At 70.1% G+C, this 24,483-nt stretch carries 28 protein-coding genes and 2 tRNA genes; 9 read left to right on the top strand and 21 right to left on the bottom strand.

Going from position 1 to position 24,483, the window contains the following annotated elements; translation table 11 throughout:
* Window positions 1-5 precede the first annotated feature (5 nt).
* Complete coding sequence (locus tag FLW16_RS39605; protein WP_142566130.1) at window positions 6-416, bottom strand: VOC family protein; 411 nt, start codon at window positions 414-416, stop codon at window positions 6-8.
* Window positions 417-495: 79 nt separating this feature from the next.
* Between FLW16_RS39605 and FLW16_RS39600 the strand changes: the two genes are divergently transcribed.
* On the top strand, window positions 496-1,452 hold the full coding sequence (locus FLW16_RS39600; RefSeq protein ID WP_142566129.1) for a YafY family protein: 957 nt from the start codon (window positions 496-498) through the stop codon (window positions 1,450-1,452).
* A gap of 11 nt (window positions 1,453-1,463) precedes the next feature.
* Window positions 1,464-2,396, top strand: coding sequence for an amidohydrolase family protein (locus FLW16_RS39595; protein ID WP_142566128.1), 933 nt, complete (start codon window positions 1,464-1,466; stop codon window positions 2,394-2,396).
* On the opposite strand, the gene FLW16_RS39590 is transcribed toward FLW16_RS39595, so the two are convergent.
* From FLW16_RS39590 to galU, 11 genes are all read right to left on the bottom strand, one after another.
* On the bottom strand, window positions 2,372-2,746 hold the full coding sequence (locus FLW16_RS39590; protein ID WP_142566127.1) for a VOC family protein: 375 nt from the start codon (window positions 2,744-2,746) through the stop codon (window positions 2,372-2,374). The genes FLW16_RS39595 and FLW16_RS39590 overlap by 25 nt on opposite strands.
* Entirely contained in the window at window positions 2,743-3,363 is a 621-nt protein-coding gene (locus FLW16_RS39585) for a TetR/AcrR family transcriptional regulator (protein ID WP_142566126.1), read from the bottom strand. The genes FLW16_RS39590 and FLW16_RS39585 overlap by 4 nt, the downstream gene beginning before the upstream one ends.
* Window positions 3,364-3,432: 69 nt before the next feature.
* Window positions 3,433-4,875 carry a cell wall metabolism sensor histidine kinase WalK gene (locus FLW16_RS39580; protein ID WP_260616097.1) on the bottom strand — a complete coding sequence of 481 codons (1,443 nt, stop codon included), beginning with the start codon at window positions 4,873-4,875 and terminating at the stop codon, window positions 3,433-3,435.
* Between the two features lie 418 nt (window positions 4,876-5,293).
* Window positions 5,294-6,139, bottom strand: a complete 846-nt coding sequence (locus FLW16_RS39575) for a Clp protease N-terminal domain-containing protein (protein WP_142566125.1) — start codon at window positions 6,137-6,139, stop codon at window positions 5,294-5,296.
* A 389-nt stretch (window positions 6,140-6,528) separates the two neighbouring features.
* Window positions 6,529-6,605, bottom strand: a tRNA-Ala gene (locus tag FLW16_RS39570).
* A 50-nt stretch (window positions 6,606-6,655) separates the two neighbouring features.
* Window positions 6,656-7,369 carry a hypothetical protein gene (locus FLW16_RS39565; protein ID WP_142566124.1) on the bottom strand — a complete coding sequence of 238 codons (714 nt, stop codon included), beginning with the start codon at window positions 7,367-7,369 and terminating at the stop codon, window positions 6,656-6,658.
* Window positions 7,370-7,748: 379 nt separating this feature from the next.
* Window positions 7,749-8,390, bottom strand: a complete 642-nt coding sequence (locus tag FLW16_RS39560) for a GNAT family N-acetyltransferase (protein WP_079313233.1) — start codon at window positions 8,388-8,390, stop codon at window positions 7,749-7,751.
* Between the two features lie 67 nt (window positions 8,391-8,457).
* Entirely contained in the window at window positions 8,458-8,934 is a 477-nt protein-coding gene (locus FLW16_RS39555) for a molybdenum cofactor biosynthesis protein B (RefSeq protein ID WP_260616096.1), read from the bottom strand.
* 4 nt (window positions 8,935-8,938) lie between these two features.
* Window positions 8,939-9,415, bottom strand: coding sequence for a cyclic pyranopterin monophosphate synthase MoaC (moaC, locus tag FLW16_RS39550; RefSeq protein ID WP_142566122.1), 477 nt, complete (start codon window positions 9,413-9,415; stop codon window positions 8,939-8,941).
* Window positions 9,412-10,614, bottom strand: coding sequence for a gephyrin-like molybdotransferase Glp (glp, locus tag FLW16_RS39545; protein WP_142566121.1), 1,203 nt, complete (start codon window positions 10,612-10,614; stop codon window positions 9,412-9,414). Before glp ends, moaC begins: the two co-directional genes overlap by 4 nt.
* A 4-nt stretch (window positions 10,615-10,618) precedes the next feature.
* Window positions 10,619-11,524: a UTP--glucose-1-phosphate uridylyltransferase GalU gene (galU, locus tag FLW16_RS39540; protein ID WP_142566120.1), complete on the bottom strand. Its 906-nt coding sequence runs from the start codon at window positions 11,522-11,524 to the stop codon at window positions 10,619-10,621.
* 33 nt (window positions 11,525-11,557) lie between these two features.
* Here galU and FLW16_RS39535 point away from each other — a divergent pair, with 33 nt between their 5' ends.
* The 5 genes from FLW16_RS39535 (at window position 11,558) to FLW16_RS39515 (ending at window position 15,808) form a co-directional block, all read left to right on the top strand.
* Entirely contained in the window at window positions 11,558-12,124 is a 567-nt protein-coding gene (locus FLW16_RS39535; RefSeq protein ID WP_142566140.1) for a 5-formyltetrahydrofolate cyclo-ligase, read from the top strand.
* A 33-nt stretch (window positions 12,125-12,157) separates the two neighbouring features.
* The gene (locus FLW16_RS39530) at window positions 12,158-13,657 is read left to right on the top strand and encodes a potassium/proton antiporter (protein WP_142566119.1); all 1,500 of its coding nucleotides are present in this window, start codon (window positions 12,158-12,160) and stop codon (window positions 13,655-13,657) included.
* A gap of 160 nt (window positions 13,658-13,817) precedes the next feature.
* On the top strand, window positions 13,818-14,156 hold the full coding sequence (locus tag FLW16_RS39525; protein WP_142566118.1) for an FmdB family zinc ribbon protein: 339 nt from the start codon (window positions 13,818-13,820) through the stop codon (window positions 14,154-14,156).
* Window positions 14,157-14,218: 62 nt separating this feature from the next.
* Complete coding sequence (locus FLW16_RS39520) at window positions 14,219-15,025, top strand: S-methyl-5'-thioadenosine phosphorylase (RefSeq protein ID WP_142566117.1); 807 nt, start codon at window positions 14,219-14,221, stop codon at window positions 15,023-15,025.
* A 12-nt stretch (window positions 15,026-15,037) separates the two neighbouring features.
* A complete protein-coding gene (locus FLW16_RS39515; RefSeq protein ID WP_142566116.1) occupies window positions 15,038-15,808 on the top strand; it encodes an SAF domain-containing protein in 771 nt (256 codons plus the stop codon).
* Window positions 15,809-15,837: 29 nt separating this feature from the next.
* On the opposite strand, the gene FLW16_RS39510 is transcribed toward FLW16_RS39515, so the two are convergent.
* Window positions 15,838-16,290: a MarR family winged helix-turn-helix transcriptional regulator gene (locus FLW16_RS39510; RefSeq protein WP_260616095.1), complete on the bottom strand. Its 453-nt coding sequence runs from the start codon at window positions 16,288-16,290 to the stop codon at window positions 15,838-15,840.
* Window positions 16,291-16,412: 122 nt separating this feature from the next.
* Between FLW16_RS39510 and FLW16_RS39505 the strand changes: the two genes are divergently transcribed.
* Entirely contained in the window at window positions 16,413-16,763 is a 351-nt protein-coding gene (locus tag FLW16_RS39505) for a DUF1801 domain-containing protein (RefSeq protein WP_142566115.1), read from the top strand.
* 35 nt (window positions 16,764-16,798) lie between these two features.
* Here the strand turns inward: FLW16_RS39505 and FLW16_RS39500 are convergent, their stop codons facing one another.
* Together FLW16_RS39500 and FLW16_RS39495 are read right to left on the bottom strand one after the other, a co-directional pair.
* A complete protein-coding gene (locus FLW16_RS39500) occupies window positions 16,799-17,923 on the bottom strand; it encodes a M15 family metallopeptidase (protein WP_142566114.1) in 1,125 nt (374 codons plus the stop codon).
* A gap of 129 nt (window positions 17,924-18,052) precedes the next feature.
* Window positions 18,053-18,628 carry a hypothetical protein gene (locus FLW16_RS39495; RefSeq protein WP_142566113.1) on the bottom strand — a complete coding sequence of 192 codons (576 nt, stop codon included), beginning with the start codon at window positions 18,626-18,628 and terminating at the stop codon, window positions 18,053-18,055.
* 160 nt (window positions 18,629-18,788) lie between these two features.
* On the opposite strand from FLW16_RS39495, the gene FLW16_RS39490 reads away from it, so the two are divergent.
* Window positions 18,789-18,861 (top strand) — tRNA-Arg (locus FLW16_RS39490).
* Between the two features lie 1,366 nt (window positions 18,862-20,227).
* On the opposite strand, the gene FLW16_RS39485 is transcribed toward FLW16_RS39490, so the two are convergent.
* The 6 genes from FLW16_RS39485 to FLW16_RS39465 all read right to left on the bottom strand — a co-directional run bounded on the left by FLW16_RS39485 (window position 20,228) and on the right by FLW16_RS39465 (window position 24,470).
* Window positions 20,228-21,601, bottom strand: coding sequence for a tyrosine-type recombinase/integrase (locus tag FLW16_RS39485; protein ID WP_142566112.1), 1,374 nt, complete (start codon window positions 21,599-21,601; stop codon window positions 20,228-20,230).
* Window positions 21,598-21,789 (bottom strand): AlpA family transcriptional regulator, encoded by a 192-nt coding sequence (locus FLW16_RS39480; RefSeq protein WP_142566111.1) that lies wholly within the window; start codon window positions 21,787-21,789, stop codon window positions 21,598-21,600. The genes FLW16_RS39485 and FLW16_RS39480 overlap by 4 nt, the downstream gene beginning before the upstream one ends.
* Window positions 21,789-23,174 (bottom strand): replication initiator, encoded by a 1,386-nt coding sequence (locus FLW16_RS39475; protein ID WP_142566110.1) that lies wholly within the window; start codon window positions 23,172-23,174, stop codon window positions 21,789-21,791. Before FLW16_RS39475 ends, FLW16_RS39480 begins: the two co-directional genes overlap by 1 nt.
* A gap of 97 nt (window positions 23,175-23,271) precedes the next feature.
* Window positions 23,272-23,412 (bottom strand): hypothetical protein, encoded by a 141-nt coding sequence (locus FLW16_RS44205; RefSeq protein ID WP_185949796.1) that lies wholly within the window; start codon window positions 23,410-23,412, stop codon window positions 23,272-23,274.
* 21 nt (window positions 23,413-23,433) lie between these two features.
* Complete coding sequence (locus tag FLW16_RS39470) at window positions 23,434-23,793, bottom strand: hypothetical protein (RefSeq protein WP_142566109.1); 360 nt, start codon at window positions 23,791-23,793, stop codon at window positions 23,434-23,436.
* A gap of 17 nt (window positions 23,794-23,810) precedes the next feature.
* Window positions 23,811-24,470, bottom strand: coding sequence for a DUF2637 domain-containing protein (locus FLW16_RS39465; protein WP_142566108.1), 660 nt, complete (start codon window positions 24,468-24,470; stop codon window positions 23,811-23,813).
* Window positions 24,471-24,483: the final 13 nt, after the last annotated feature.

Here is a 24,483-nt window from a genome sequence, read left to right as displayed (position 1 = left end):
GGAGTTCATCCCCGGCCTTCGAGCATCTCCAGGTAGTGGGCGTTGTACATGATCCCCAGGATGTTGCCGAAGGGGTCGACGACCGAGGCGGTCACGAACCCCGGGCCGCGCTCCGTCGGCGCCTCGTGCTGCTTCGCGCCCATCGACAGCAGCCTGACCAGGCTCGCCGTCACGTCGTCGACGTGCCAGTAGACGACGGCCCCGCCCGGCCCGCCCGCGTCGTGCGGCGCGTAGCGGCGGTCGATCAGCCCCAGTTCGTGCTGGTGATCACCGAGGCGGAACTCGGCGTAGGCGAGACGCCCGTCCGGTCCCCGGCGCTCGAAGTACGCTTCCGCACCGAGCAACTCCGCGTACCACCTCTTCGCCTGCTCGACGTCGTCCGCCCAGAAACTCACGGTCGTCATTCCGCGCAGCATTCGTGCTCCCTTCGTTGGAAACGAACGCTAGAAGGCCTTGAGGAACGTACGGTTCCGCAATGCGCGGGAGACTGTGGCCATGCTGGAAACCTCCGTACGGCTGCTGCGGTTGCTGGCGCTGCTCCAGGCGCGGCCCGGCTGGTCCGGGGCCGAGCTGGCGGACCGGCTCGCGGTGACCACCAGGACTGTGCGCAACGACGTCGAGCGGCTGCGCATCATGGGCTACGAGATCCACTCGACCACCGGCACGGCCGGCGGTTATCGGCTGGGCGCGGGGTCCGCCCTGCCCCCGCTGCTGCTGGACGACGAGGAGGTCGTCGCGGTGGTCGTCAGCCTGCAGGCCGCCGCGGGCAGCACCGTGACCGGCATCGAGGAGACCTCGCTGCGCGCGCTCACCAAGCTCCAGCGCATGCTGCCGTCCCGGCTGCGTCACCGGATCGAGGCCGTTCGCGCCGCCACGGTCGCGGTGCCTGGCCACGGCCCCACCGTGGATCCCGAGACGCTGACGTCGATCGCCGCGGCCGTCCGCGACCGCGAGACCCTGCGCTTCGACTATCTCGACCACCGGGGCGACGAGGGGCGCCGCACGGCCGAGCCGCACCGGCTCGTGTTCACCGGGCGGCGCTGGTATCTGCTGGCCTGGGACGTCGACCGGCGCGACTGGCGGACCTTCCGCGCCGACCGCGTGCGGCTCCGCGCCCCGAACGGCCCCCGCTTCACCCCGCGCGAACCACCCGAGGGCGACGCCGCCGCCCACGTCGTACGCGGGGCGGGCTCGGCCGCCTGGAGACACCCGGCCGTCGTACGGCTGCACGCGCCCGTCGAGGTGATGGGCGCGAGGCTCACCGCCGCGGCCGGCCTGCTGCGCGCCGACGGCGCGGACGTCTGCGTGCTGGAGACCGGCGGCGACTCGCTCCACAACCTGACGTCCTTCCTCACCTCGCTCGACGTGCCCTTCACCGTGCTCGACCCGCCCGAACTGCGCGCCCACCTGCGTGCGCTGGCCGAGCGCTACCGGGCAGCGGGAGGCGGGTAGCGTCTGAGGTCATGCCGGACGAGACACTTGCCGCGGACGACGACATTCGACACGTGAACGCGTTCTGGCGGAGGCTGGGCCTGCCCGGTCTGATCGACGTCCACACCCATTTCATGCCGGAACGCGTCCTGACCAAGGTGTGGGCGTACTTCGACTCCGCCGGGCCGCTCGTCGGCCGGACCTGGCCGATCACCTACCGGCTGCCGGAGGACGACCGCGTCGAACGGCTCAGGGCCTTCGGCGTGCGGGCGTTCACCTCCATGCTCTACCCCCACAAGCCCGGCATGGCGGAGTGGCTGAACGACTGGGCGGCCGGCTTCGCCGCCCGGGTGCCCGGCTGCCTGCACACGGCGACGTTCTTTCCCGAGCCCGGCGCGGCGCGGTACGTCGCGCGGGCGGTCGAGGCGGGCGCCCGGGTGTTCAAGGCCCACCTCCAGGTCGGCGGGTACGACCCGAACGACCCGCTGCTCGACGAGGTCTGGGGGCTGCTGGAGGACCACGGCATCCCGGTGGTGACGCACTGCGGATCAGGCCCGGCCCCCGGCCCGCACACCGGGCCGGAGCCGATCGCGGCCCTGCTCGCCCGGCATCCCCGGCTGCCGCTCGTGATCGCCCACATGGGCACCCCCGAGTACGCCGAGTTCCTCGCCCTGGCCCTGCGTCATCCGGCGGTCTGCCTGGACACGACGATGGCCTTCACCGGCTTCACCGAGGAGACCGCGCCCTTCCCCCGGGAGGCCGTCCCGCTGCTGCTGGACCTTCAGGACCGTGTCCTGCTCGGCACCGACTTCCCCAACATCCCCTACCCGTACGCGGAGGCGCTGTCGGCCCTGGCCGGCCTGGACCTCGGGGACGGGTGGCTGCGCGCCGTCTGTCACGACAACGCCGCGAGGATCTTCGGTCTGCGGGAGGCGGACCGTCACGCGGGAGACATGACCTCGTAGAGGTTGCGCGCCGCGTCGACGAAGAACAGCCCGCGCGGGCACAGCGGATGATCGATGCGGCCGTTGTCGGGATGGGCCGGATCGCTGCCGTAGGGCACCCCGGCCTCCCGCAGGCGGGCCAGGATCCCGTCGAACGTGGCCGGATCCACGTCGAACGCCAGATGCACGCCGACGGGGTTCTCCACGGTCATGAAGTCGAGAGTCAGCGTCTCGTTCACCCGTACGGGCGCGAAGTGGCCGTTCCGGCCGGCGGGCGGCAACTCCGCCAGGCCCATGATCGAGGCGAAGAACCGGGCCCCCTCGCGGTTGTCGACGGCGGGGACGATGGTGTGGTTCAGCGTGACGGTCATTCCGCGCTCTCCGGATTCTTGAGGGTGCCGTGCAGGAGGACGTCGACGAGCTCCTCCGATGACGGGTCCTGGGAGCGGGTGAAGAGCATCCCCAGCAGGACCGAGGCGATCTTCTCGGGCTCCAGGCGCAGCACCGCCCTGTCGGGTTCGATCAGCTCGACGATCGCCTCATGGGTCGCCTTCATCGAGGCCTCCCTGCCCCCCGGGGCATGCCCGTCGCCGGGGGCACGCCGGTCACCGGAGCTTCGCCCGCGGCGGTGACCGGTGGCGTGCAGGGCTCCGATCACGGTCCCCATGCGTCCCAGGTGGGCGCGCAGCGCCTCGGCCGCCTGCGTCAGCCGTTCGGCGAGCGGTTCGTCGAGGGAGATCGAGGCCAGCTCGCGCAGCACGTGATCGTGGTTCATCGCCTCGGCCATGCACGCGTCGAGCAGTTCGTCCTTGTCGCCGAAGGCCCGGAAGACGGTGCCCTCACCGATGCCGGCGGCCCGGGCGATCTGACCTGTGGTGACTGCCGCGCCGTGCTCGGCGACCAGCGGAAGCGCCGCGGCGACGATCATCGCCCTGCGCTGCTCGGGGCTCATCGCCGGCGCCCGCCGGCGGGAAGTGGAGTCTGTCATGCGGACAACAATATGGAGTGAGCACTCACTCCGTCAATGTGTTTCCGCGACACCTCCGGCCAGGCGGGTTCAGGAAGACAGGGTGTCGTCGGCCGGTGCCGTCGTCACCTCGGCAGGAACGGACGGCAGGCACAGGACGAAGCGCGCGCCGACGGGGCTGTCCTCGATCGTCAGGCTGCCTCCGTGGGTCTGCGCGATCTGCCTGGCGATGGGCAGCCCCAGCCCCGCGCCTCCGGCGTCCCTGCTGCGGGCCGAGTCCAACCGGGTGAACCGGTCGAACACCATCTCGCGCTTGTCCCGTTCGATGCCCGGCCCGTCGTCGACGACTTCCAGCACCGCCGCACCCTGCGGAAAGCGCCGATCGCCGCAGTCACCGCCGGGCTCGTGCCGTACGGACACGGTGACCGTCGAGGAGGCGTGCCGTTCGGCGTTGTCGAGGAGGTTGGTCAGCAGGCGGGCCAGACCCACCCTGTCGCCGAGCACGAGCGCCCCGGGCTGGAGAGCGGATTCGACTCGCTTGGCCGGATGACGGCGGTTGCGCAGCTCGGCGGCCACGACCTCGGCCAGATCGAGCCGGTGTTGCTCGCCGCGCATGCCGTGGTCGAGTCGTTCGAGGGTGAGCAGGTCGTGCACGATCGCCTGCAGCCGCTCAAGGCTGGGCAGGAGGACCGAACCCAGCTCGGGCACGCTGGTCTCCTCCGGCGCGAGAAGCCCGTCCTCCACCTCCGCGCGCATGGCGGCTATCGGAGTGCGCAGGTCGTGGGAGGCGTTGGAGACGAACTCACGCTGTTGCCGCAGCGCGCTCTGCACCTGCCGCAGCGCGGTGTCCAACCGGCTGAGCGTGTGGTTCACGCTCTCGGCCATCCCCTGGATCTCGTCGTCCGTGGCCGGCACCGGCACACGGCGACCCGGGCAGTCCCCGTTGATCTCGTCGAGCTCCGCCCGGATGGCGTTCACCGGCTTGAGCGACGCCCGTACGTTCCGGTAGCCGAGGTAGGTGATGGCCGCGGCCAGCGCCGCCGCGCCCACTCCCACCAGCCCGGCCAAGCGGGGGTCGACCCACGGGGGCACCGTAGGGGAAGCGCTGTAGACCATCCACCTCTCGCCCGCGCGGTGCGCCCACTGCGCCACGACGATGTCGCAGTCGGCAGGCGGGAAGACGCCGCCGCACACGACGCAGGTCGCGCTGTTCCTGCTGTCCTTCGGGGTGAAGCGCGCCATCCTGGGCATGCCCCGCACATCGGGGGTCGAAGCGACCACACGGCCGGACGGGTCGACCACCTGAAGCTGGCGGAACTCGCGCCCGGCAAGGGGATAGGCCAGCTGTCCCCGCTCCATCTGGACGGCCACGCGGCCGCCCGCCGCCGCGACCTCCCTGGTGACGGTGTCGCTGGCGTAGTGGTGCACGGCCGTCATGAGGAGCAGGGCCAGCAGCGCGCACAGCAGGGTGGCCACCACCCCGGTGAACAGGGTGATGCGGCTGGTGATGGAGAAGCGGCCCTGCAGGTTCATCCTGTCCTCTCCGGCCAGTGGACCACATGGGGCGGAAAGGGCCGGGAAAGAGGCGACCTCGCAATCTCGACAGGGCGTCAAGGCCCTGCCCGCATCTCCTGTGGAACGCCAAGGGTTCTTCCACGTCTCCTCCACGTGACTCCACGGGAGACAGCCGCCAACCGCGGGCCCTGCCCTCCTCGGCGTCCATCGGGTCGCAAAAGGACCTGTAACGGCCGGCATCCGGCCACCACGTCGAGAGAAACCAGGCTTCCCACTCACCTTCAGGGGCCTTTGCACAGCGGTAGCCGTACCGGCGGGCGGCGGAACGTCCCCGAGCGATGGCCTCCTTCGCCACTTACGTTCAGTGACGAAGCAGTGCGTGTCGACGCCCGAAACGCTGCAGATCCGGACGCGGTTCGGGGCGGTGGGAAGTGGTCTACTCAGTGCGGTTGCGCACGATCTCCTCGACGATCCGCCGCAGTGCTTCGCGGGCGGCGTCGAGCGTGACGCCTGCTGTGGCGAGCGCCTGGCTTGCTTCACTGTTCGGGTCGTTCAGAATGCCGAGGAGCAGGTGCTCGGTTCCGATGTAGTTGTGCCCCAGCCCGACGGCCTCGCTCAGTGCCTTGCCCAGGGCAGTGCGGGTCGCCGGTTCGACCGGGATGACGACCGGTGCGCCGTCGCCGGTCTGCCGTAGTCCGGAACGGATCGTGTCTGGATCGGCACCGAGGCGGGTGATCATTTGTACGGCGAGTGCGTGGGGGTCTCCGAGCACGCCGAGGAGCAGGTCTGTCGGCCGTACCGCGGGATGGTCCAGCCGCCGGGCGTGCTCGACGGCGTCGGTTACCGCGGTGCGCGCCCGCGGTACGAGGCCCTTGAAAGCGCCGCCGTGCAGAACGTCGTCCATGGTCAGTGCGGACTGGCGTGGCGTGTACCGCTGCTGGGCGGCTTGCCGGCTCATGCCCAGGTGTGCCCCGATGTCTGACCAGGAGTGGCCGGCGGCGCGCGCCTGTTCGATGAAGTAGCCGACAAGTCGGTCACCGAGGCGGTCCAGTTCGGCGCTGAGTTCTTCCGCTTTGGTGATCTTGGTGAGCGGGTCGGTCTCGTTGCGGTCGACCCGTTCGATGAGTGTGTACAGCTCGATGAGATCGCTCATGTCAACATCGTGCTTGACGTTTTCATCACCGTCAATGCTGAGGTTGACACCTCTTGCGATGTCAGGGTCCGGCTTGACGCCTGAAGCGGCCTCGGCAAGCCGGTGCTTCGGCGGAATGCCTGATGACACCGTCGCTGGGGTCCCGGGAGGAGACCGCGCGGGCGCTGTCCAGCACTAGCGAACCCGGTAGACGCCGAGTTCGTCCGTTGCCAGGTCCCAAAAGGGGATCGACATCACGGAGCCGGCCGACTTCTTCGACACGCAGCAGGCAGCAGTCATCGTCGCTGCCCCACCCGTTGGCGAACAGGAGAAACTGTCGGTAACTCGGCGGCAGGTCCACACCCAGCCGCTCTTGGCTGGAGCTGCTCGGCTTCCTCAGGGCTGAGCATGCGGGCTTTCGCCGACTCAAGGCGGTAGCCGTACCGAGCGGCCTCGGCGGCGAACGGTCCGGGACGTAGCGGCACGGGCCTGAGCAGCGAAAAGGCCCGTCAGGTGGATCACCTGACGGGCCTTCGTCGTGGTGGAGCTATGGGGATTTGAACCCCAGACCCCTTCGATGCGAACGAAGTGCGCTACCGGACTGCGCTATAGCCCCAACGACCTCGACTAGATTAGCAAACTCTGCGGGGTGCTCGCGCCACCGAATCAGTCTCCGGCCGCGCGGCGGCCGTCGGCGTACTGGTCGAAGACCTGGACGCGCTTGCGCGCCTCGAACTTGATGATCTCCGCCTCGCGGGCCGCCGCGGCCAGGGCGCGGCGGCGTTCCCGCTGGCGGCGCAGGTGCTCGGCCCGCGCCCGGGCGGCCTTCTCCCGCTGCTCCCTGTCCGCGCGTACGGCCACGCGCAGCACGCCGAGGTAGCCGACGAGGAGCAGACCGGAAGGCGCGACGGCCCACCAGGGCATCACGCGGACGGCCGCGGTGACCACGGAGGCCAGCACGAGCAGGATGCTCCACAGGAGCCGCCGCCGGCGCCGGGCGAGGATCCGGGCGCGGCGGTGGGCGGCGACACGGCGGGCCCGCGCGTGCCGCTCCGCCGCGATCTGGTCCGGGGTGACGGCCTCGGCGCCCGGCGCCGCAGAGGAAGACGCGGCGGAGTCGGCGGACACGGCCGGCGGGGTGACGACCGTGTCGGCGTCGCCGCCGTCCGCGTCACCGGTGCCGTCGGAGTCGCCGGAGGCGTCGTCCGAAGCCCCGGCCTCCGAGGAGTCGTCGGCGGCGAGCGCCTCGGACAGCGTGGCCGCCTCCGCCTGCTCCTCGAACAGCTCGTCGTCGGTGTGCCGGTCCCGGCGCAGCCACATGGGCAGCAGAACACTGAGCCACATGACGACGATGGCGAGGTAGAGCAGGGCGCTACCCATGCGCCCACCCCCACGCCTTCCGGCGAAGGGCATGGTGAACACGTCCGTGGCCCTGTGTCGGCGGAGAGGTGTTCACGTCACGCACCGTAGGACTGTGTGTCACTGAATGACGAGCATTCAGTCCGGTGTGTCGCGAGATCGTCAAAGGTCTTCATGTAATTCGATCCCGTGCGAGCGCGTGGTTCCCACACGCCACGCCCGTCGCTCGTCGCGAGGATCTGCTATCGGTGGGCCAGCGGCGGCCGGGGTGCGATGGACGGAGTCCGCTTCCTCATGTGGCTGCCTCCCGTGACGCGGTCTCGGTTACCCGCCACGGAGCATCACAGCACCCGCTAGTGATCGGTTTGCCCTTCGATTGCAGCCGGCCGGGCGCCGTCTCCTACCCGGGGCTGGACTCGCTGCGGCGGGCGGCCGAGTTCATGGTGCGGCGCCACTGGACGAGCAGTCCGCGCGGCACGTCCTCGACGGTCAGCGCGTAGCAGATGTGGTCGCGCCAGGCGCCGTCGATGTGCAGTTGGCGACGGCGGATGCCCTCCTCGCGGAACCCGAGCTTCTCCACGACCCTGCGGCTGGCGTGGTTCTCCGGCCGGATGTTGGCCTCAAGACGGTGTAAACCGGTCGTGAAGAAGCAGTGGTCCACCGCCATGGCGAGCGCGGTCGGGATGATGCCCCGCCCGGCGAGCGCGCCGTCGACCCAGTAGCCCACCTGCGCGGAGCGGGCCGACCCCCACACGATCGCCCCCACGGTGAGCTGCCCGGCGAAGCGTCCCTCGTACGTGACGACCCAGGGCATGGCCATCCCCTGCCGGGCCTCGCGGCGCAGCGTGCCGACCATCGAGACGTACGGCCCGAGACCGGTGCGGAACAGCGGGGTCTCGGGGTTGCTCGGCTCCCAGGGACGGAGCCATTCGGCGTTGCGCAGGCGGGTGTCGCGCCAGTCCCGCACGTCACGCAGGCGCAGCGGCCGCAGCCCGACGGGCCCCTCGGCCATGGACGCCGGCCAGCCGCGAAGTCGATCCATTCGTCAATCATCCACCGGAACACGGTCAACGCGCCACGCGGGACGCGCGCCCGTCTCGGCGGGCCCCTCAGCGGGCATGGTCGCCGCCGTGGATCTGGTCGACCACGTGGCCCAGGATCGGGGTCAGCACGGCCATGCCGTCCCGTACGCCGCCGGAGGACCCGGGCAGGTTGACCACCAGCGTCCTGCCGGCCTGCCCGGCGAGCCCCCGGGAAAGGATCGACGTCGGCACCTTCTCCCGGTTGACCTGGCGTATGGCCTCGGCGATGCCGGGGATCTCCCGGTCCAGCACCCGGCTGGTCATCTCCGGAGTGAGGTCGAGCGGCGTCACCCCGGTGCCGCCGGTGGTGACGATCACGTCGTAGCCCTCGGCGACGCCCTCGCGCAGCGCGGCCTCGACGGCGTCCCCGTCGGGGACCACGCGGGGCCCGTCCACCTGGTCGCAGCCCGCCTCCTTGAGGAGGGAGGCCAGCAGCGGGCCGGAGCGGTCCTCGTAGACGCCCGCGGACGCCCTGTTGGACACCGTCACCACCAGCGCGCGCACGCCCTCACTCCTGTCCTGACCGGGTCCAGTGGCCCGTCTTGCCACCCGTCTTCTCCTCGACCCGGACATCGGTGATCACCGCCGCCGGGTCCACCGCCTTGACCATGTCCACCAGCGCGAGCGCCGCGACGGTGACGGCCGTGAGCGCCTCCATCTCGACGCCGGTCCTGTCGGCCGTACGGACCCGGGCCGTGATCTCCACCCCCTCGTCCACGACGGCCAGGTCGACCTTCACGCCGGTCAGGGCGATCGGGTGGCACAGCGGCACGAGGTCGGGGGTGCGCTTGGCGCCCATGATCCCGGCGATCCGCGCCACGCCGAGCGCGTCGCCCTTGGGCACGTCTCCCGCGCGGAGCACGGCCACCGCCTCCGGCGACAGCAGCACCCGGCCCGTCGCGACGGAGGTGCGCGCGCTGACGTCCTTCTCGGAGACGTCCACCATCCGTGCGGCGCCCGACTCGTCCACGTGAGTCAGCTTCATAGCGGTATCACCTCCACCTCGGCGCCCTCGGGCAGCGAGGTCACGTCCTCCGGCACCACGATCAGCGCGTTCGCCCCGGCCAGCGCCGCGAGCTGGTGCGAGCCCTGCCGGGTCACCGGCGCCACGGTCTCCCCCGTCTCCCCGGTGTCTCTGCTCAGCACGGCCCGCAGGTATGACCGCTTCCCCTCGGGAGACCGCAGCGGGGCGGTCACGGTGGCCCGTACGGTCGGGGGCGGACCGGCGGGGAGACCCTGCATCGCCCGCAGGGCGGGCTTGACGAAGAGCACGAACGACACGAACGACGAGACCGGGTTGCCCGGCAGCGTGAAGATCGGCACGCGGTCGGGCCCCACGACGCCGAAGCCCTGCGGCATGCCCGGCTGCATGGCGACCTTCTCGAAGGTCACCGTGCCCAGCGGGGACAGAGCCTCCTTGACCGGCTCGTACGCCCCCATCGAGACGCCGCCACTGGTGATCACGGCGTCGGCCCGCAGGAGCTGGGCGTCGAGCGTGTCCATGAACTCCTTGGGGTCGTCGGTCACCGAACCGGCCCGGAACCCCTCCGCTCCGGCCTCGCGTACGGCCGCGGCGAGCATGAAGCTGTTGGACTCCCAGATGCGGCCCGCGCCCAGCGGGGTGCCGGGCTCGGCGAGCTCGGCACCCGTGGACAGCACGACCACCCTCGGCCTGGGCCGCACCAGCACCCGGCGCCGGCCGACCCCGGCGAGGATGCCGATCTGGGCGGGCCCGATCCTGGCGCCCTCGCGGAGCACCACGTCGCCCGCCCGCACGTCCTCGCCCGCCCGCCGGATCGCGTTGCCGGGCGGCGCCGGCCTGTCGATCCGTACGCGGGCGGTGCCGCCGTCGGTCCACTCCACCGGAACGACGGCGTCGGCGCCGGCGGGCATCGGCGCCCCGGTCATGATCCGGGTGACCAGGCCGGGGCCGAGGGCGTTCAGCCCGCCGTCCCCCGCCGCCACGTCCCCGATCACGGGCAGCGTGACGGGCACGGCGGCCACGTCCTCGGCCCGTACGGCGTAGCCGTCCATCGCCGAGTTGTCGAACGGCGGGAGCGGGACGGGCGAGGCGACGTCCTCGGCCAGCACGGCGCCGAGGGCGGCCTCTATCTCGACCTCGAGCGGTGCGAGCGGGCGCACCGCCGCGAGGATGTCGGCGAGATGGCGGTCGACGGGTTTCATCGGCTCACTGTCCGGACTTGTCCAGGAACTCCCGCAACCAGGGCAGGAACTCGGGGGCGAGGTCGTCCCTGTTCGCGGCGAACTGCACCACGGTCTGCAGATATTCCAGCTTGTTGCCGGTGTCGTAGCGACGGCCGCGGAACAGCACGCCGTGCACAGGACCGCCCTCCTCCGGGCCCGTCGAGGCCAGGGTACGCAGGGCGTCGGTGAGCTGGATCTCGCCGCCGCGTCCGGGCGGGGTGCGCTCCAGCACCTCGAACACGGCGGGGTCGATCACATACCGGCCGATGATGGCCCAGTTCGAGGGCGCCTCGTCGGCCGGGGGCTTCTCCACGAGGTCGGTGACGCGGACGACGTCGTCCTCGTCGGTCGGCTCGATGGCGGCGGCGCCGTACAGGGAGACGTGCTCGCGCGGCACCTCCATCAGCGCGACGACGCTGCCGCCGTAGGTCGCGCGCACCTCGATCATGCGCTTGAGCAGCGGGTCGCGGGGGTCGATGATGTCGTCGCCGAGCAGGCAGGCGAACGGCTCGTGGCCGACGTGCTGCTTGGCGCACAGGACGGCGTGGCCGAGGCCCTTCGGCTCACCCTGCCGCACGTAGTGCATGGTGGCGAGGTCGACAGGCTCCTTCACCTGGTTGAGCCGCTCCTCGTCGCCCTTGGCGCGAAGAGCGTCCTCCAACTCGTACGCTACGTCGAAGTGGTCCTCGATCGAGCGCTTGTTGCGGCCGGTCACCATGAGGACGTCGAGCAGCCCGGCGGAGACGGCCTCCTCCACCACGTACTGGATGGCCGGCTTGTCGACGATGGGCAGCATCTCCTTGGGGGTCGCCTTCGTCGCGGGAAGGAAGCGGGTGCCGAGACCCGCGGCGGGCACGACGGCTTTGGTCACGGGATCGAAGTCAGCCATGAGTAGACACTAACGGAGCAGTCTTTGGACAAGATGAACCTGCGTCGGCGTATCCTGCGCGGCCGGTCGGAACTCGATCCCAGGACGCTGCGCGAGTCGTCGGCGGCGATCAGGGAGTTACTCCTCGACCAGCCGTGGGTGCAGATGGCGGGGCTGGTGGCCTGCTACTGGTCGACCGGCGCCGAGCCGTCCACACAGGGGCTGATCCTGGCCCTGTGGAAGCACGGCGCCACGGTGATGCTGCCGGTGCAGCGCGCGGACGGCGACCTCGACTGGGCGGTGTACGACGGCCCCGACTCGCTGGCCCCCGGCCCGAACGGGATCATGGAACCGGTGGACGTCCGGCGCGGCGTCGACGCGATCCGCACCGCCGCCCTGGTCATCGCGCCGGCCCTGGCCGTGGACCGGGTCACCGGCGTACGGCTCGGCCGCGGCGGCGGCTTCTACGACCGGGCGCTCGCCCGCGTCGGGCCGAACGTGCCAACGGTGGCGCTCCTGCACGAGGGCGAGCTGCTCGAAGGGGTTCCCGCGGAGCCCCACGACCAGCGTGTACGCTTCGCCGCCCTCCCGAGCGGAATCACCCGATTGGTACAGATATGACAACATTGGCCTAAGAGACGGCGAAGGGAGCGGGTGGGTCTGAACGTCTGGCTGCTCCTGTCCGCCGTCGTCGTCATCGCGGCCATCGCGTCCGTACGGATCGCGCACCGCACCGGCCTTCCCACGCTGCTCATTTACCTCGGCCTCGGCCTGCTGCTCGGCGAGGGCGGCATCGTCGGCATCAACTTCGACAACGCCCAGACGGCCCAGCAGCTCGGCATGGTCGCCCTCGCCGTGATCCTCGCCGAGGGCGGTCTCACCACCAACTGGACCCACGTACGCGACGCCGTGCCGACCGCGCTCGTGCTCGCCACGGTCGGGATCGCGGTCAGCGTCGTCGTGCTCGCGGCGACCGTCGCCGCCCTCCTCGGCATGGAGTGGCGGATGGCGTTGCTGCTCGGCGCGTTCCTGGCGTCGACCGACGCGGCGGCCGTGTTCTCCGTGCTGAGACGGCTGCCGCTGCCGCCCCGGCTCGCCGGGATCCTCGAGGCCGAGTCGGGCTTCAACGACGCTCCGACCGTCATCCTCGTGATGATGCTGAGCGCGGGCTCGTCGCTGACCCTCTCGCACGTCCTGCTGGACACCGCCGTCGAACTGGTCATCGGCGCGGCCGTCGGCCTCGCCGTGGGCCCCGCGGGGGTGTACGCGCTGCGCCGGGTCGCGCTGCCCGCCTCCGGCCTCTACCCGATCGCGGTCCTGGCGCTGGCGCTCGTCACCTACAGCGGGGCCACGCTGCTGCACGGCAGCGGGTTCCTCGCGGTGTACCTGACGACGCTGATCCTGGGCAACGCCCGTCTCCCCCACCGCGCCGCCACGCGCGGCTTCGCCGAGGGCGCCGCCTGGCTCGCCCAGATCGGGCTGTTCGTGATGCTCGGCATGCTGGCCGATCCGCGCGAACTGCCCGTCGTTTTCGTCCCGGCCCTGGTGTCGGGCCTGCTGCTCGTCCTGCTCGCCCGCCCGGCGTCGGTGCTGGTGTCCGCGGTGGTGGTTCGGCTCCTACGGCTCGGCTCTCTGTCGTGGCGCGAGCAGGTGTTCCTGTCGTGGGCAGGGCTGCGCGGCGCGGTGCCCGTCGTGCTGGCCACGATCCCCTGGGCCGCCGGTCTGCCCGGGGCGAAGAGCCTGTTCAACGACGTGTTCATCATCGTCATCGTGTTCACGTTCGTGCAGGGGCCCACCCTGCCGTACCTCGCGCGACTGCTCGGCCTGGCGGCGGAGGGCGAGGCCCGCGACCTCGACGTCGAGGCCGCGCCGCTGGAGGAGCTGAACGCCGACCTGCTGCAGGTCCGCATCCCGCGCGGCTCGCTCATGCACGGCGTGGAGATCTTCGAGCTCCGGCTGCCCGCGAACGCCATGGTCACGCTCGTCGTGCGGAAGGGGCAGTCGTTCGTGCCCACGCAGACGACCCGGCTACTGGCGGGCGACCAGCTTCTCGTGGTCACCACGGCCGCCCAGCGGGAGACGGTCGAACGCCGCCTGCGCGCCGTCAGCCGCCGCGGCAAGCTCGCCGGCTGGTACGGCGAACGCGGCGGCTGACCGCCGTCGCCCGAGGTTGTCCGGCGGTTTCGCGGGCGGATCGCTGGGTGAGCGAATGGGACGACGCGGGGCAATAAACCGGGCTGGAGTGGCGTTTGGGCTTGTTGACTGCTTACCATTAGCAATCGACCCGGTCGAGTGCCAGTCTCAGGAGGAGCGAGTGCCTACCTACCAGTACGCCTGTACCGCTTGCGGTGAGCAGCTGGAGGCCGTCCAGAAGTTCTCTGACGACCCGCTCACGGAGTGCCCGGCCTGCCAGGGCAAGCTGCGCAAGGTCTTCTCCGCCGTTGGCATCGTGTTCAAGGGCTCGGGCTTCTACCGGACCGACAGCCGTTCGTCGAGCTCGTCGACGACCACGTCCACCACGACGACGTCGTCCTCGAAGTCGTCCGGCGACTCGGGCAAGAAGGAGCCCGCGACCTCCACGAGCTCGTCGAGCACCTCCTCGTCGAGCACGTCGTCGAGCACGTCGTCGTCCGGCTCCACCGCCGCCGCCTGAGGTTATCCACAGGGGCCGGCGGGACGCGGCGGGTGTGCGGCGCCGTTCGCTAGTGTCGGCCCATGGTCAATCGCGCAGACATCGGGGTCATCGGCGGTTCGGGGTTCTACTCCCTGCTGGAGGACGCCGAAGAGATCGACGTGACGACGCCGTACGGCCCGCCGAGTGACTCGATCACCGTGGGCCGCATCGGCGAGCGGACCGTCGCGTTCGTCCCACGGCACGGCCGCGGCCACACCTTTCCTCCCCACCGCATCCCCTATCGGGCGAACATGTGGGCCCTGCGGTCCCTCGGCGTCCGCCAGGTGCTCGCGCCCAGCGCGGTCGGGTCCCTGCGCCCGGAGATCGGGCCGGGCGCCCTCGTGATCCCCGACCAGCTCGTGGACCGCACACAGAGCCGTGAGCAGACCTACTACGACACGGGCGGGGCCGTTCACGTGTCGTTCTCCGACCCCTACTGCCCCTCCGGCCGGGCGGCCGCCGTGGCCACGGCGCGCGAGACGGGCTGGGACACGGTCGACGGTGGCACTCTGGTCGTGGTCGAGGGGCCCCGCTTCTCCACCCGGGCCGAGTCGAAGTGGTTCGCGGGGGCGGGCTGGTCGATCATCGGCATGACCGGGCACCCCGAGGCCGTGCTCGCCCGCGAGCTCGCCCTCTGCTACACGACGCTCGCCCTCGTGACCGACCACGACGCCGGCGTGGAGGCCGGTGAGGGGGTCACCCACGAAGAGGTCCTGGCCTTCTTCGCCGCCAACGTGGAGCGGATGCGCACTCTGGTCGCACAGGTCGTCGAGGCCCTTCCCGAGGAGCGCCCCTGCCCCTGCGGCAACGCCCTCGACGGGATCAAGCTGCCGATCGAGCTCCCCTGACACGAGATGGCCATGCGTGATCTGCGGCGGCTGACGGCACGCCGTCGCCGTCCGATCGCCGCCGTCCTCGCCGGTCTGGCGGTGGCCTGCGTGCTGCTGGCCGTCCGTACCCCTGACGGGGTGGAGGTCCTCGCCGCCGCCCGCGACCTCACCGGCGGGCGGCTGACCGCCTCCGACGTGGTGGTCGTACGGCTTCCGCCCGACACGGTGCCCGCCGGGGCGTACGCGCCCGGCGCCCCGGTCTCGGGTCGCGTGCTCGCCGGTCCGTTGCGCCGAGGCGAACTCCTCACCGACGCACGGCTGCTCGGCCCGGGCCTGTTCCGCCAGACCCTGACCGGGCAAGCGTCCGAGGGGGGACGCGCCGGCGGGCAGCCGTCCGGCTGGCACGAGCCGAGTGGGGCGGGCTCCGACGGGCAGGCGCCCGACGGTTCGGCCGGCGCCGGTCCGGCGGCAGGGACTTCGACCGCGCAAGCGGGGGCTTCGTCCGCGCAAGCGGGGGCTTCGTCCGCGGAGCCGGGGATGGTCGCGACGCCGGTCAGGATCGCCGACCCCGACGCCGCCCGCCTGCTGTCGCCGGGAGACGTGATCGACATCCTGGCGGCCTTCGAGGACGGCCCTTTCCAGGCCCGGACCATCGCCCAGGAGGTGCGGGTGATCGCCCGGCCCCCCGGCCGTACGGACGGCGGCGCGCTGCTCGTGCTGGCCACAACCCCCGGGCAGGCGGCCCAGCTCGCCCAGGCGCAGGCACAGGGCAGGCTCTCGGTGACCATTCACCCTCACTGATCGGCCTGGTCCGGCGGCGAGAGCGCCGATCAGGCGATGATCGCCCCGGCCTGCCGCCAGGCCCGCTGGTCACGCGTGACCTGCTGGAGCATCTCCTTGAACCCGGCGTAGCGCTCGGCGCCGAGGGTTCGTTCGTGCCGCTCCTCGATGGCGGCGAGGATGGCGCGCGCCTTGGCGATCTCGTCGATGCCGTGCTCGGTGGGGACGATGAGCTTGGCCCGGCGGTCGGCGGGATCGGGTTCACGGGTGACGTAGCCGAGCCTGACGAGCTCGTCGAGGATCGTGCCGATGATCTGCTTGTGCTGGCCCGACCGGGCCGCGAGGTCCGTCGCGCGCACACCCTTGGGATCGAGGAACGCCAGAACCGTTCCGTGCCGCGGACTCACATCGGGGTGCCCCTGCTCGGCGAGGGTCTCGAACAGCTCCTCCTGGAGAGCACGCATCAACTGACCGGCCAGCACACCGAGGTCGGGAACCGTCACGATCCACCGCCTTCCCGCAATTTAGTCACGATCATTGACTGTCAATAATCTTGATTATAGTGTGGCGCTCAGAACACGCACAGCCCGCCCCCAGGAGAACGGACAGCGAGGGGATCACGACCATGACCAGCAGCGAGATCGACATCTACGTCGAGACGAAGCTCGACCCGAAGTACCGCGAGATCGTGGCGGCTCTGCGCGCCCTTGTGGCCGAAGAGGCCCCCCAGGCCGTCGAATGTCTCACGTACGGCTCGCCCGCCTGGCGCGGCAAGAAGATCCTCGCCGTCATCAGCCAGAGCAAGACCCATCTCACCTTCGCCTTCGAGCGGGGCGCGGAGATGTCCGACCCCCACGGCCTCCTGGAGGGAGTCGGCAAGAAGACCCGCCACGTCAAGATCAAGGCACTGGACGGGATGAACGAGGCCGCGCTGCGCGACTACATCGGTCAGGCCGTCCACCTCGACGCCGACTGACGCGACCCGTTCCCCTCATTCGAGGGGCGCACCCGTCAGAGCTGCGCGCCGAGCTTGGGGTCGTACTCCCAGTGCCAGGGCTCGAAGGGGCTGTGATACGACCAGTCGGGGTGGATCCAGCCATACCGCTTGCTGTTGGCCTCCAGCCAGTTGAACTGCACAGACCGGAAGTTCTGCACTCCGCCGCACAGGTCGACGGCGAGCCCCAGACCGTGGTTGCTCTTGCCCGGAGTGGCCGCGAAACCGGGCCGCCGGTAGTAGATGGACTGCTGCTCACCCAGGTTGCGATAGCTGTCGGAGATGCACATCGAGGCGCCGAAGCGCTTCTTGTAGGCGATGTTGAGATCGGCGAAGGCGATCGCCGCGTCCGCCCGCAGTTCCTCTCCGGCCTGCGGCAAGGGGCACAGGATGTTCTTGGGCAACAGGCCGTTCGGGTACTCCTCCGCCTGGCCGATCCTGGTCGGGTCGCAGCCGCCCGCCCTTCCATTGCCGAGCTTCACGCCGAGCTTGATCAGCGCCTTGGTCAGCGACCGGACCAGCGTGGTGGAGCGTTTGCGCAGCGCGGCGACCTGCGCGCTCAGCTGCGCCTCCTGCAGGAGGTTGGCCGCTCGGAGCTCCTGCGCCTCCTGCGCGAGCTTCTGCTGCCGTTCCAGCAGCTTCATCGCGTCGCCGAGCACGTTGTTCCGCCCGGCGACAAGGTGATCGAGGTCGGCGATCCTCCGGAGCGTCTCCGTGCCGTTTCCCGCCCTGAAGAAGGGGCTGAGCCCGTCGATCGAGGGATCCTGGTAGATGGACGAGGCGAGGTCGGACAGCGGCTTGCGTAGTTTGTTGAGCTCCGCCGTGGCCTGCTGCAGGCTCTGCAGCTTGGTCGCCAGCTCCTTCTCGACAGCGCCGAACTTCTTCTGGCGCGCCACCAGCGCCCTGTTCGCGTCCTCGATGGACTTGTACGCCTTCTGGGCCTCTCGCCGCAGCTCGGTCAGCGTGGTGGGCTCCTTGTCGAGCACACCGGCCCGGGCGCTTTCCCCGGCGGCCTCCGTGCGAGCGTTCGCTGTCGTGGTGTCGGCCAGGGCCGCCGCGGCCATGCCGTACTGCGCGGAGACGGTCAGCGAAGTCATCGCCGTGACGACCGCGATCAGCCTGGCTGATCGAGGAGATGACACGATCGACTCCCCCGTTTGCGAACTCGTGACCTGGGTCAGGGACGCACGTTACTACAGCGCCCTGTGTGCCCGGGCCCCGGTTCGCGTAAGCGCTATCGACCGATCACGTCGCGTTTGCGCGTTTCCAGCTCATCGCCCGCCTTCGGGGTGGCCCTCACGTTCCCGGCAGAGCTCCCACAGCCACGTGTCCCGCCACTCCGGCGCGCACGTGAAGGTCGTCTCCTCGCGAGGTTCCGGCTTCTCCACCGGCCGGCTCGCCTTCGGCGCGACCTCGTGGACGACCTCATGGACGGGTTGAGCGATCGGCAGGATCCGTACGAGTCCCCCATAAAGGCGGGCGGGACCGGACGGCTCGGGCACCGGAGTCGGGTTCAGCAGGGGCTTGCGCACCGTCCCCGCCATCGGAACCACGTCGATCCTCCGGGCCTCCCGGCCATCCGCGAGATTCGCCAGCATGGTCGGCCGCGTACCGGGCGCCCCGGCGGGAGCCCGATCGCCCGCACTCTCGCCGGGTGCTCCGGCACCTTTCTCGTCCGCGGCCCCCGCCGGTGTCGCACTGCGTGAGAAGTCGCTCCGCACCCGCTCCCCGTAGCCGGCGAAGTGGGCCATGAGCATGCCCGAGGCAAGGATCGCCGGCACGAGCAGCGCCGCGACGAGCACCGCCGATCGCAGCCCGCGCGCGGATCCACGTCGCGTTACGGTCACGGCCAGCGACGGTAACCACTCTCCCCCGGTCGGCGTACGACCACTTGCCACGCCTTTACCGCAGGTCAGCCTGCTGATGACCAGCGACCTCGAAACGACACCCCCGGGGGAGGCGCGAGCGGGCCCAACCTTTCGCTAGGCTTACTGGTGCACATCGTGCGCCTCCGTAGCTCAGGGGATAGAGCACCGCTCTCCTAAAGCGGGTGCCGCAGGTTCGAATCCTGCCGGGGGCACTCTTTGATCAGCCAAAACGGCCCCCCACCTGGGGTTTCTCCTCATCCACTCGATGATCTGATGCAGCCGAGTGCCGCTGTAGGCAGGAGCAGGTCAGCGGTCGCGGAATATTCGCGGAATGATTCTGGGGCGTGGCGCTGCTGCTGTCGGACACTGGTATGCACTGCCGGCACGCCGACCAGGTCACCTCCTCGGCCCTGATGGCTGCTGGTTCTGGCTGGGCGCGATCTCCCACCTGCTGCCCCAGTGGCGGCGGCGCACCGTGGGTGGGGCATCTAGAACTGCGCGCGCCCCTGATTCCCCCGTCGACCTGGCGGCCCTCGGCTCTCCTCGACCACGCCAACCGCAAATGTGACTGACATCACAATGAGGGGTCGTTGCGGAGATATCGTCCGAGGTGAAGGCACCACTAAGTACGTGCACATTTCGGCCTTCCACCTGCGGTTATACGCTAGATGGATGCAGTAAGTGCTACGGCGGCTACTGGAGCGCTTTAGGCTTTGTTTGTGCACGCGGTTTCCTGCACACATCAGCTCCTCAGCCTGTTGATCGCCCCCGGGGGGATCCACAGGCCCCGGGCCTCAATCCCCCATCCCCAGGGATAGCCCAACAAAGAGAGGTGCAGATGAAGAAGGGGAAGAGGAAGCCGCGGAAGAGGCTCATCCCCAGTGGGTGGGCGGTGGTGGCCGCGCAGGTGTGCCTGACCGCTCTGAACTGGTGGCTGAACAGGAACTAGCTCGGGCCTGATCACCCGAGCCGTCCTGAACCTCTGTCGCATGAGAGGGCCCCGTTGTGAGCTGGCAGGCGAACGGCGGGGCTCTCGCCTTGTCTGCGCTGCACTGGTGAGCGCCCATGAGCGCTCATACCTCGCGACAGCTTGACTTGTTGCCAAGGCTACCTCAGAAAAACGGTATCGCTAAATAGATGTGCCTGCGCTTAAATTAATCGCCCCTTCGGGGTTACCGGAGCCCGGGACCGGACCTTCGCCCGGTAGGAGCGATCTGAGGGCCGTCTAGGGGCAAGCGCTTTGCCAAGCGGCGCGTTTCGGAATCGCCCCATCCGTCTGTTGGCGTACAGATGGGCCTGTAGGCGTGGATGGCCGATGGCAGTCCCGACTGTGGTGTAGGTAGGTTCCCTGCGACGGCTGGTTGTGCTTACGTGACCAGCGCAGTTAGCGCCGGGCGGCCGTCGGCAGCTCGCGCATGTCCTCGGCAACGCGGACCACGAGGCGCTGTTACGGCGGGCCGCTGTGGAACCGTGCCCGGCCGGGCCGCCCGAGCTGCCGAATGTCGCCGCCCAGGAGAGCAGCCTCAGGAATGACGAAGGCCCCGGGATGACCCGAGGCCCTTCGATGAGCAGCTCGGATCACTCATCCAGAGCAGCCATGATCTTCTTGTTGGCGGCTTGCGCCTGCCCATCGATCACCTTCGCATAGACGCGCTGGAGTACCTCAACGCTGTGCCCCGCTCGCTGAGCCACCTCCGTTGCCGGGACGCCGGAAGCCAGCCACAACGAGACCGCCGCGTGCCGAAGGCCGTATGGTGTGGCCGCCAGCGGCGATGCGACCTGTTCCGGCGTGAACGCCAGCTTGCGGACCTCCTTCCACACGCGGGAGATCGCCGAGTTGGTGTAGAGCCCGCCCTTGCTCGTGGCGAACAGCCGACCATCCTTGGTCACGCCGAACTTCTCGATGTGCTCCCGCAGGATCTTCACCAGCGCGGGAGGGATCGGCACTGGACGCGTGTCCTTCTCCGCCCGGTGCTTCAGCCCACGATCGTCGTGCGCCTCGCCGGAGTCGGTATAGCGCTTGTTGGCGAACGGACGCGCCTTCTCCAACGTGAGCATTCCCCACTCCTCCTCTGGCAGATGGCAGTTCGTCCGCTTCAGGCCGGCCGCCTCCTCCGGTCGTAGGGCGGCGTAGTACATGCAGGCGTACATCGCCCGCATACGCGCCCCACGCGTACGGCCAGCGCGAGACGCGGCAGCCAGCAGCGCCCGAGCCTGCCCAGGGTTGACCACGGTCCGGGGGTCGACCTCATCCGTCCTGTCCGGAGCTGTCCACTTGACCGAGTCGAGCGGGTTCTTGTCGAACGGCTTCGGGTCCTCCTCCATGGCCAGTTCCAGCAGATGGTGAAACACCTCGCGCTTGCGCAGGACGGTGTTCGCCGACGCCTTCTTCCCCTTGAACGTCACCGAGATGGCGTCCAGGCCCATCCGGACGACCCGCGCGTCTTTGAGGTCGGTCAACGGAAGCGAGGCGGTCTCAAGCCAGCGCAGCACCGGAGCCTGTTTGGGGGGCAAGTCACCGCGCCGTTCCTCTGGCAGCAGGACGTATTCGCGCAGCACCTTGCGCATCTCGTCGGCGTCGGGTCGGCCGGGCAGATCCTTCACGAGCGCGGGGACCAGGGCCAGCAGGGCATACACGTCCGTCTCCCTCGTCCGCGCCGCCGAAGTCTTCCACCGCTGTGTGATGAACTTCTGGGCGAAGGCGAGGACCGTCGGCCCGGCGTCCGCTTGGGGCTCAAGCATCGAGACGGGAAGCCCGGATGCGATGTCGAACGCCTCGCCGTTCTTGGCCGCCAACCGCAGGTCCCGCAGGTGACTGTTCGCGAGTTCCTTGGTTCGGAAGGTCTTCGACTTCTCCCGACCGCCAACCGTCCAACGCGCGACGAAGGACGGCTTCTTGCTCGACTGGTTGCGGCGGATCTCCCAGAACTTCACGTCATAGCTGGTGTTCACGCAGCCTCCCGCAGGGACTCCAGCCACGCCGTAAGGTCGCTCCTGTAGACGTAGAGATCTCCGTTGGGCAGCTTCACGCAGGCGGGGGCGCGGCCCAGCTCTCGCCAGCGGTAGAACGTGCGGCGGGAGATACCACCCAGTTCGTCGAGAACCTGCTGTAGCGGCATCAGCTCATCGCGTCCAGCCATCAGGCCCCTCCTCCGCTCGAACACGAAGGGAGCCCGGATGCGCTGGCGAATGCGGCGACGAGGGCGTCACCCGGGGAGTAGCCCTTTCCGGCGTACTCCCATTCGCTGATCACGAGGACGGTGTCCTCATCGAGGAGGGGCAGGCGGCCCGTCGTGATCTGCTCATCGCGGGCATGTTCCTGCCGTTCGGCCCGGATGTCGCCGAGGGTGGTGGAGTAGCGGCGGGATCGGGTGGAGAAGTGGCCGCGGAAGCCGAGCATGTGTGCCCACTGGGTCAGCCGGAGTTCCGTCAGTTCCTCGAAGGCACCCAGGCGGAGGCATTCGGCGATGAGCCGCCGGGCGTGGTCGCGGACGGGCAGGGCGGCCAGGTCCTCGCCGGGAACGATGCGCCGGTCGATGGTGCCGACGCATTCGGCGGCCTTGGTGGCGTACTTGGCGATGTAGCCCGCTACGGCCTGGTCGGTCAGCTCGCCGTCCATCGCGATCGAGCGGGCGTCGAGCTGCGTACCCCAGCGCAGGACACGCGCGGGTTCGCAGTCGAACGCCGGGATCTTGGCGATCACCACGGAGGCGGCGTGCTCTACGGCTTGCCTCAGCAGGTCGAGCGTCGCCCAGGCCGGGGGCGGCGAGATCGGTCCGGCCGGACCGTCGAGCCGGATGACGGCGTGGAGGTGGACGACGCCGCGCCGCTGATATTCGGCGACCTTGGCGAAGGAGACGACAAGCTGGTCACGCATGTCGCGGAGGGTCAGGCCGCCGAGCTTGGCCAGGTTCCGGCGCAAGGCGTCGGCGAAGCGCTTCCACAGCAACGGCGCGACCGCGTTGAACAGCACCGAGCCCGTGTAGTCGTAGCAGTCAGGGCACAGCGGCTCGCCGAGGCAGTCATCCTCGGCCCCGTGCCGGACGGTGCAGGACAGGACACGCCCGTGCGGGCAGGTCTCGGCGTAGCGGCGGGGGGGGCAGGGCAGGACGCTCCCGTTGTGCTGCCTGCGGGTATGGACCGGGCCGAACGACGGCGCGGTGAGCGTAACGAACAGGCAAGGGTGCGCGGTCACCGACGCGGGGACGCCTTTGCCGCCGACGAGGCCGGCGCGGATGAGGTGGTAGGTGTCGGCGCGGTAGGTCTCGGCGCAGGCTGGGCAGCGGGAGGCGCGGCGGGTTTTGCACGGGACGCGCAGGACGCCGTCGGGTTCGAGGCGGGTGCTGTAGCGGTGCAGCAGGGTCCCGGTGGCCCTGTCCCAGTGTTCGACCTTGCCACGCAGGTGGATCGGCTGCCGGCAGCCACCCGTACGGCGGATCTGGGAGGCGAAGCGGGAGCAGTCAGGGTCGTTGAGCCGGGCGATGGCACCGCGGATGGCGTGCGCGTTGGCGGATGTTACGGGCAAGATGAAGACCTCCTTTCGCTCGATGGGTGGAGGGATGGCCCCCGACCTGGCGGTTGTCTTGGCGGATGTACGGCCAGGCCGGGGGCGCTGACGGGGTTCAGCAGAAGCCGAGCCCGTCACAGTGGCGGCAGGTCTCGCCGTAGGAGTCGAGACCGCCTCCGCCGCAGTGGCAGCACTGCCACCGCTGAGGCGTGATCGGCGCGGGAGTCGCGGGCGGGGCCTGCTCGGTGTCGGGCATGGGTGTCACCTCCTTTCGTGGTCAGGCGGCCTGCGCCGCGTTCTGGTCAGGGATGGGGTCGGGCTGGATGCAGCCCTCGTAGCTGCGTTCGGCCTCGTACTGGGCGCGGCGGGCGGCCAGGATGGCCACGGCCCGGTACTCGACGGGGCCGAAGCGGATCGAGGCGGCGTAGTGGCCGGACTCGCGCTCGCGCGGATCAATCGACGTGCCGAGGAGTTCGGCGATGTGGTCGACCTCGGCGCACATCTCAGCGTCCGTGGCGCGGTGCGGGAAGTGCAGCACGTTGACCGAGTACGGGACGGGGACGGCAGGGTTGGCGTCCAGGAAGTCGGCCAGGGCGCGGAGCCCGGCGATGAGTGCGGAACGGTGGTCGTCGTTCATGGGCTGATCTCCTTTCGTCAGGCGGGTTCGGATGCGGTGCGGAGGCTGCGGAGCAGGTCGGAGGCGAGCTGGTTGGACACGCCGAGGCGGGCGCGCAGCAGGTCGCGGGTGATCGGCTTGCCGTGCTTGGCCTGGTGCTCATCGGCCACGCGGCGGGCGTAGGCGACCAAGGCCGGGGATGGTCCCGGCTCGCCGTCCTGCCCGTCCTCGGTGGCGGGGACGAGCGCAGGAGCCGGGGACGACGAGGACGGGACGGCATCGACGGTCAGGACGGGCGCCGACGGTGCGGAACGAGGGGCGGCGGCACGGCGTTCGAGCATCGAGACGGCGATGAGGAACGCCCCGGCGGGAGTGGCTGCCGTCAGCCAGCCCCACACGGTCGGCTCGGCCTGGTGCAGATTGGCGGCCAGGGAGAGCACGATCCCACCAGCCAGGACGAGCGTGGGCCAGGACATCCACCCGGTGCGTTGGCGTCCGGTCTTCTTGTCCCGCTGGCGTTCGCGGGCGGCCATGACGCAGGTGAGGTCGACGCAGACGGCCACGGCCCACGACATCCAGCCGGTCTGTCCGTGGTCGGTGGCGGTGTCGTGGATGTGGGTGAACGATCCGGCACCCGCGATGGCGGCCAGGACGAGAACCGGCCCGGTGTCGAGCAGCCATGAGGCAAGGCGTCGCATCGTTACCCCCTTT

The sequence above is a fragment of the Microbispora sp. KK1-11 genome, assembly GCF_006874435.1.
In the GTDB taxonomy this organism is placed as follows: domain Bacteria; phylum Actinomycetota; class Actinomycetes; order Streptosporangiales; family Streptosporangiaceae; genus Microbispora; species Microbispora catharanthi.
The sequence above is the reverse complement of the archived record's forward strand: the minus strand, read 5'-3'. Positions and strand labels throughout refer to the sequence as shown.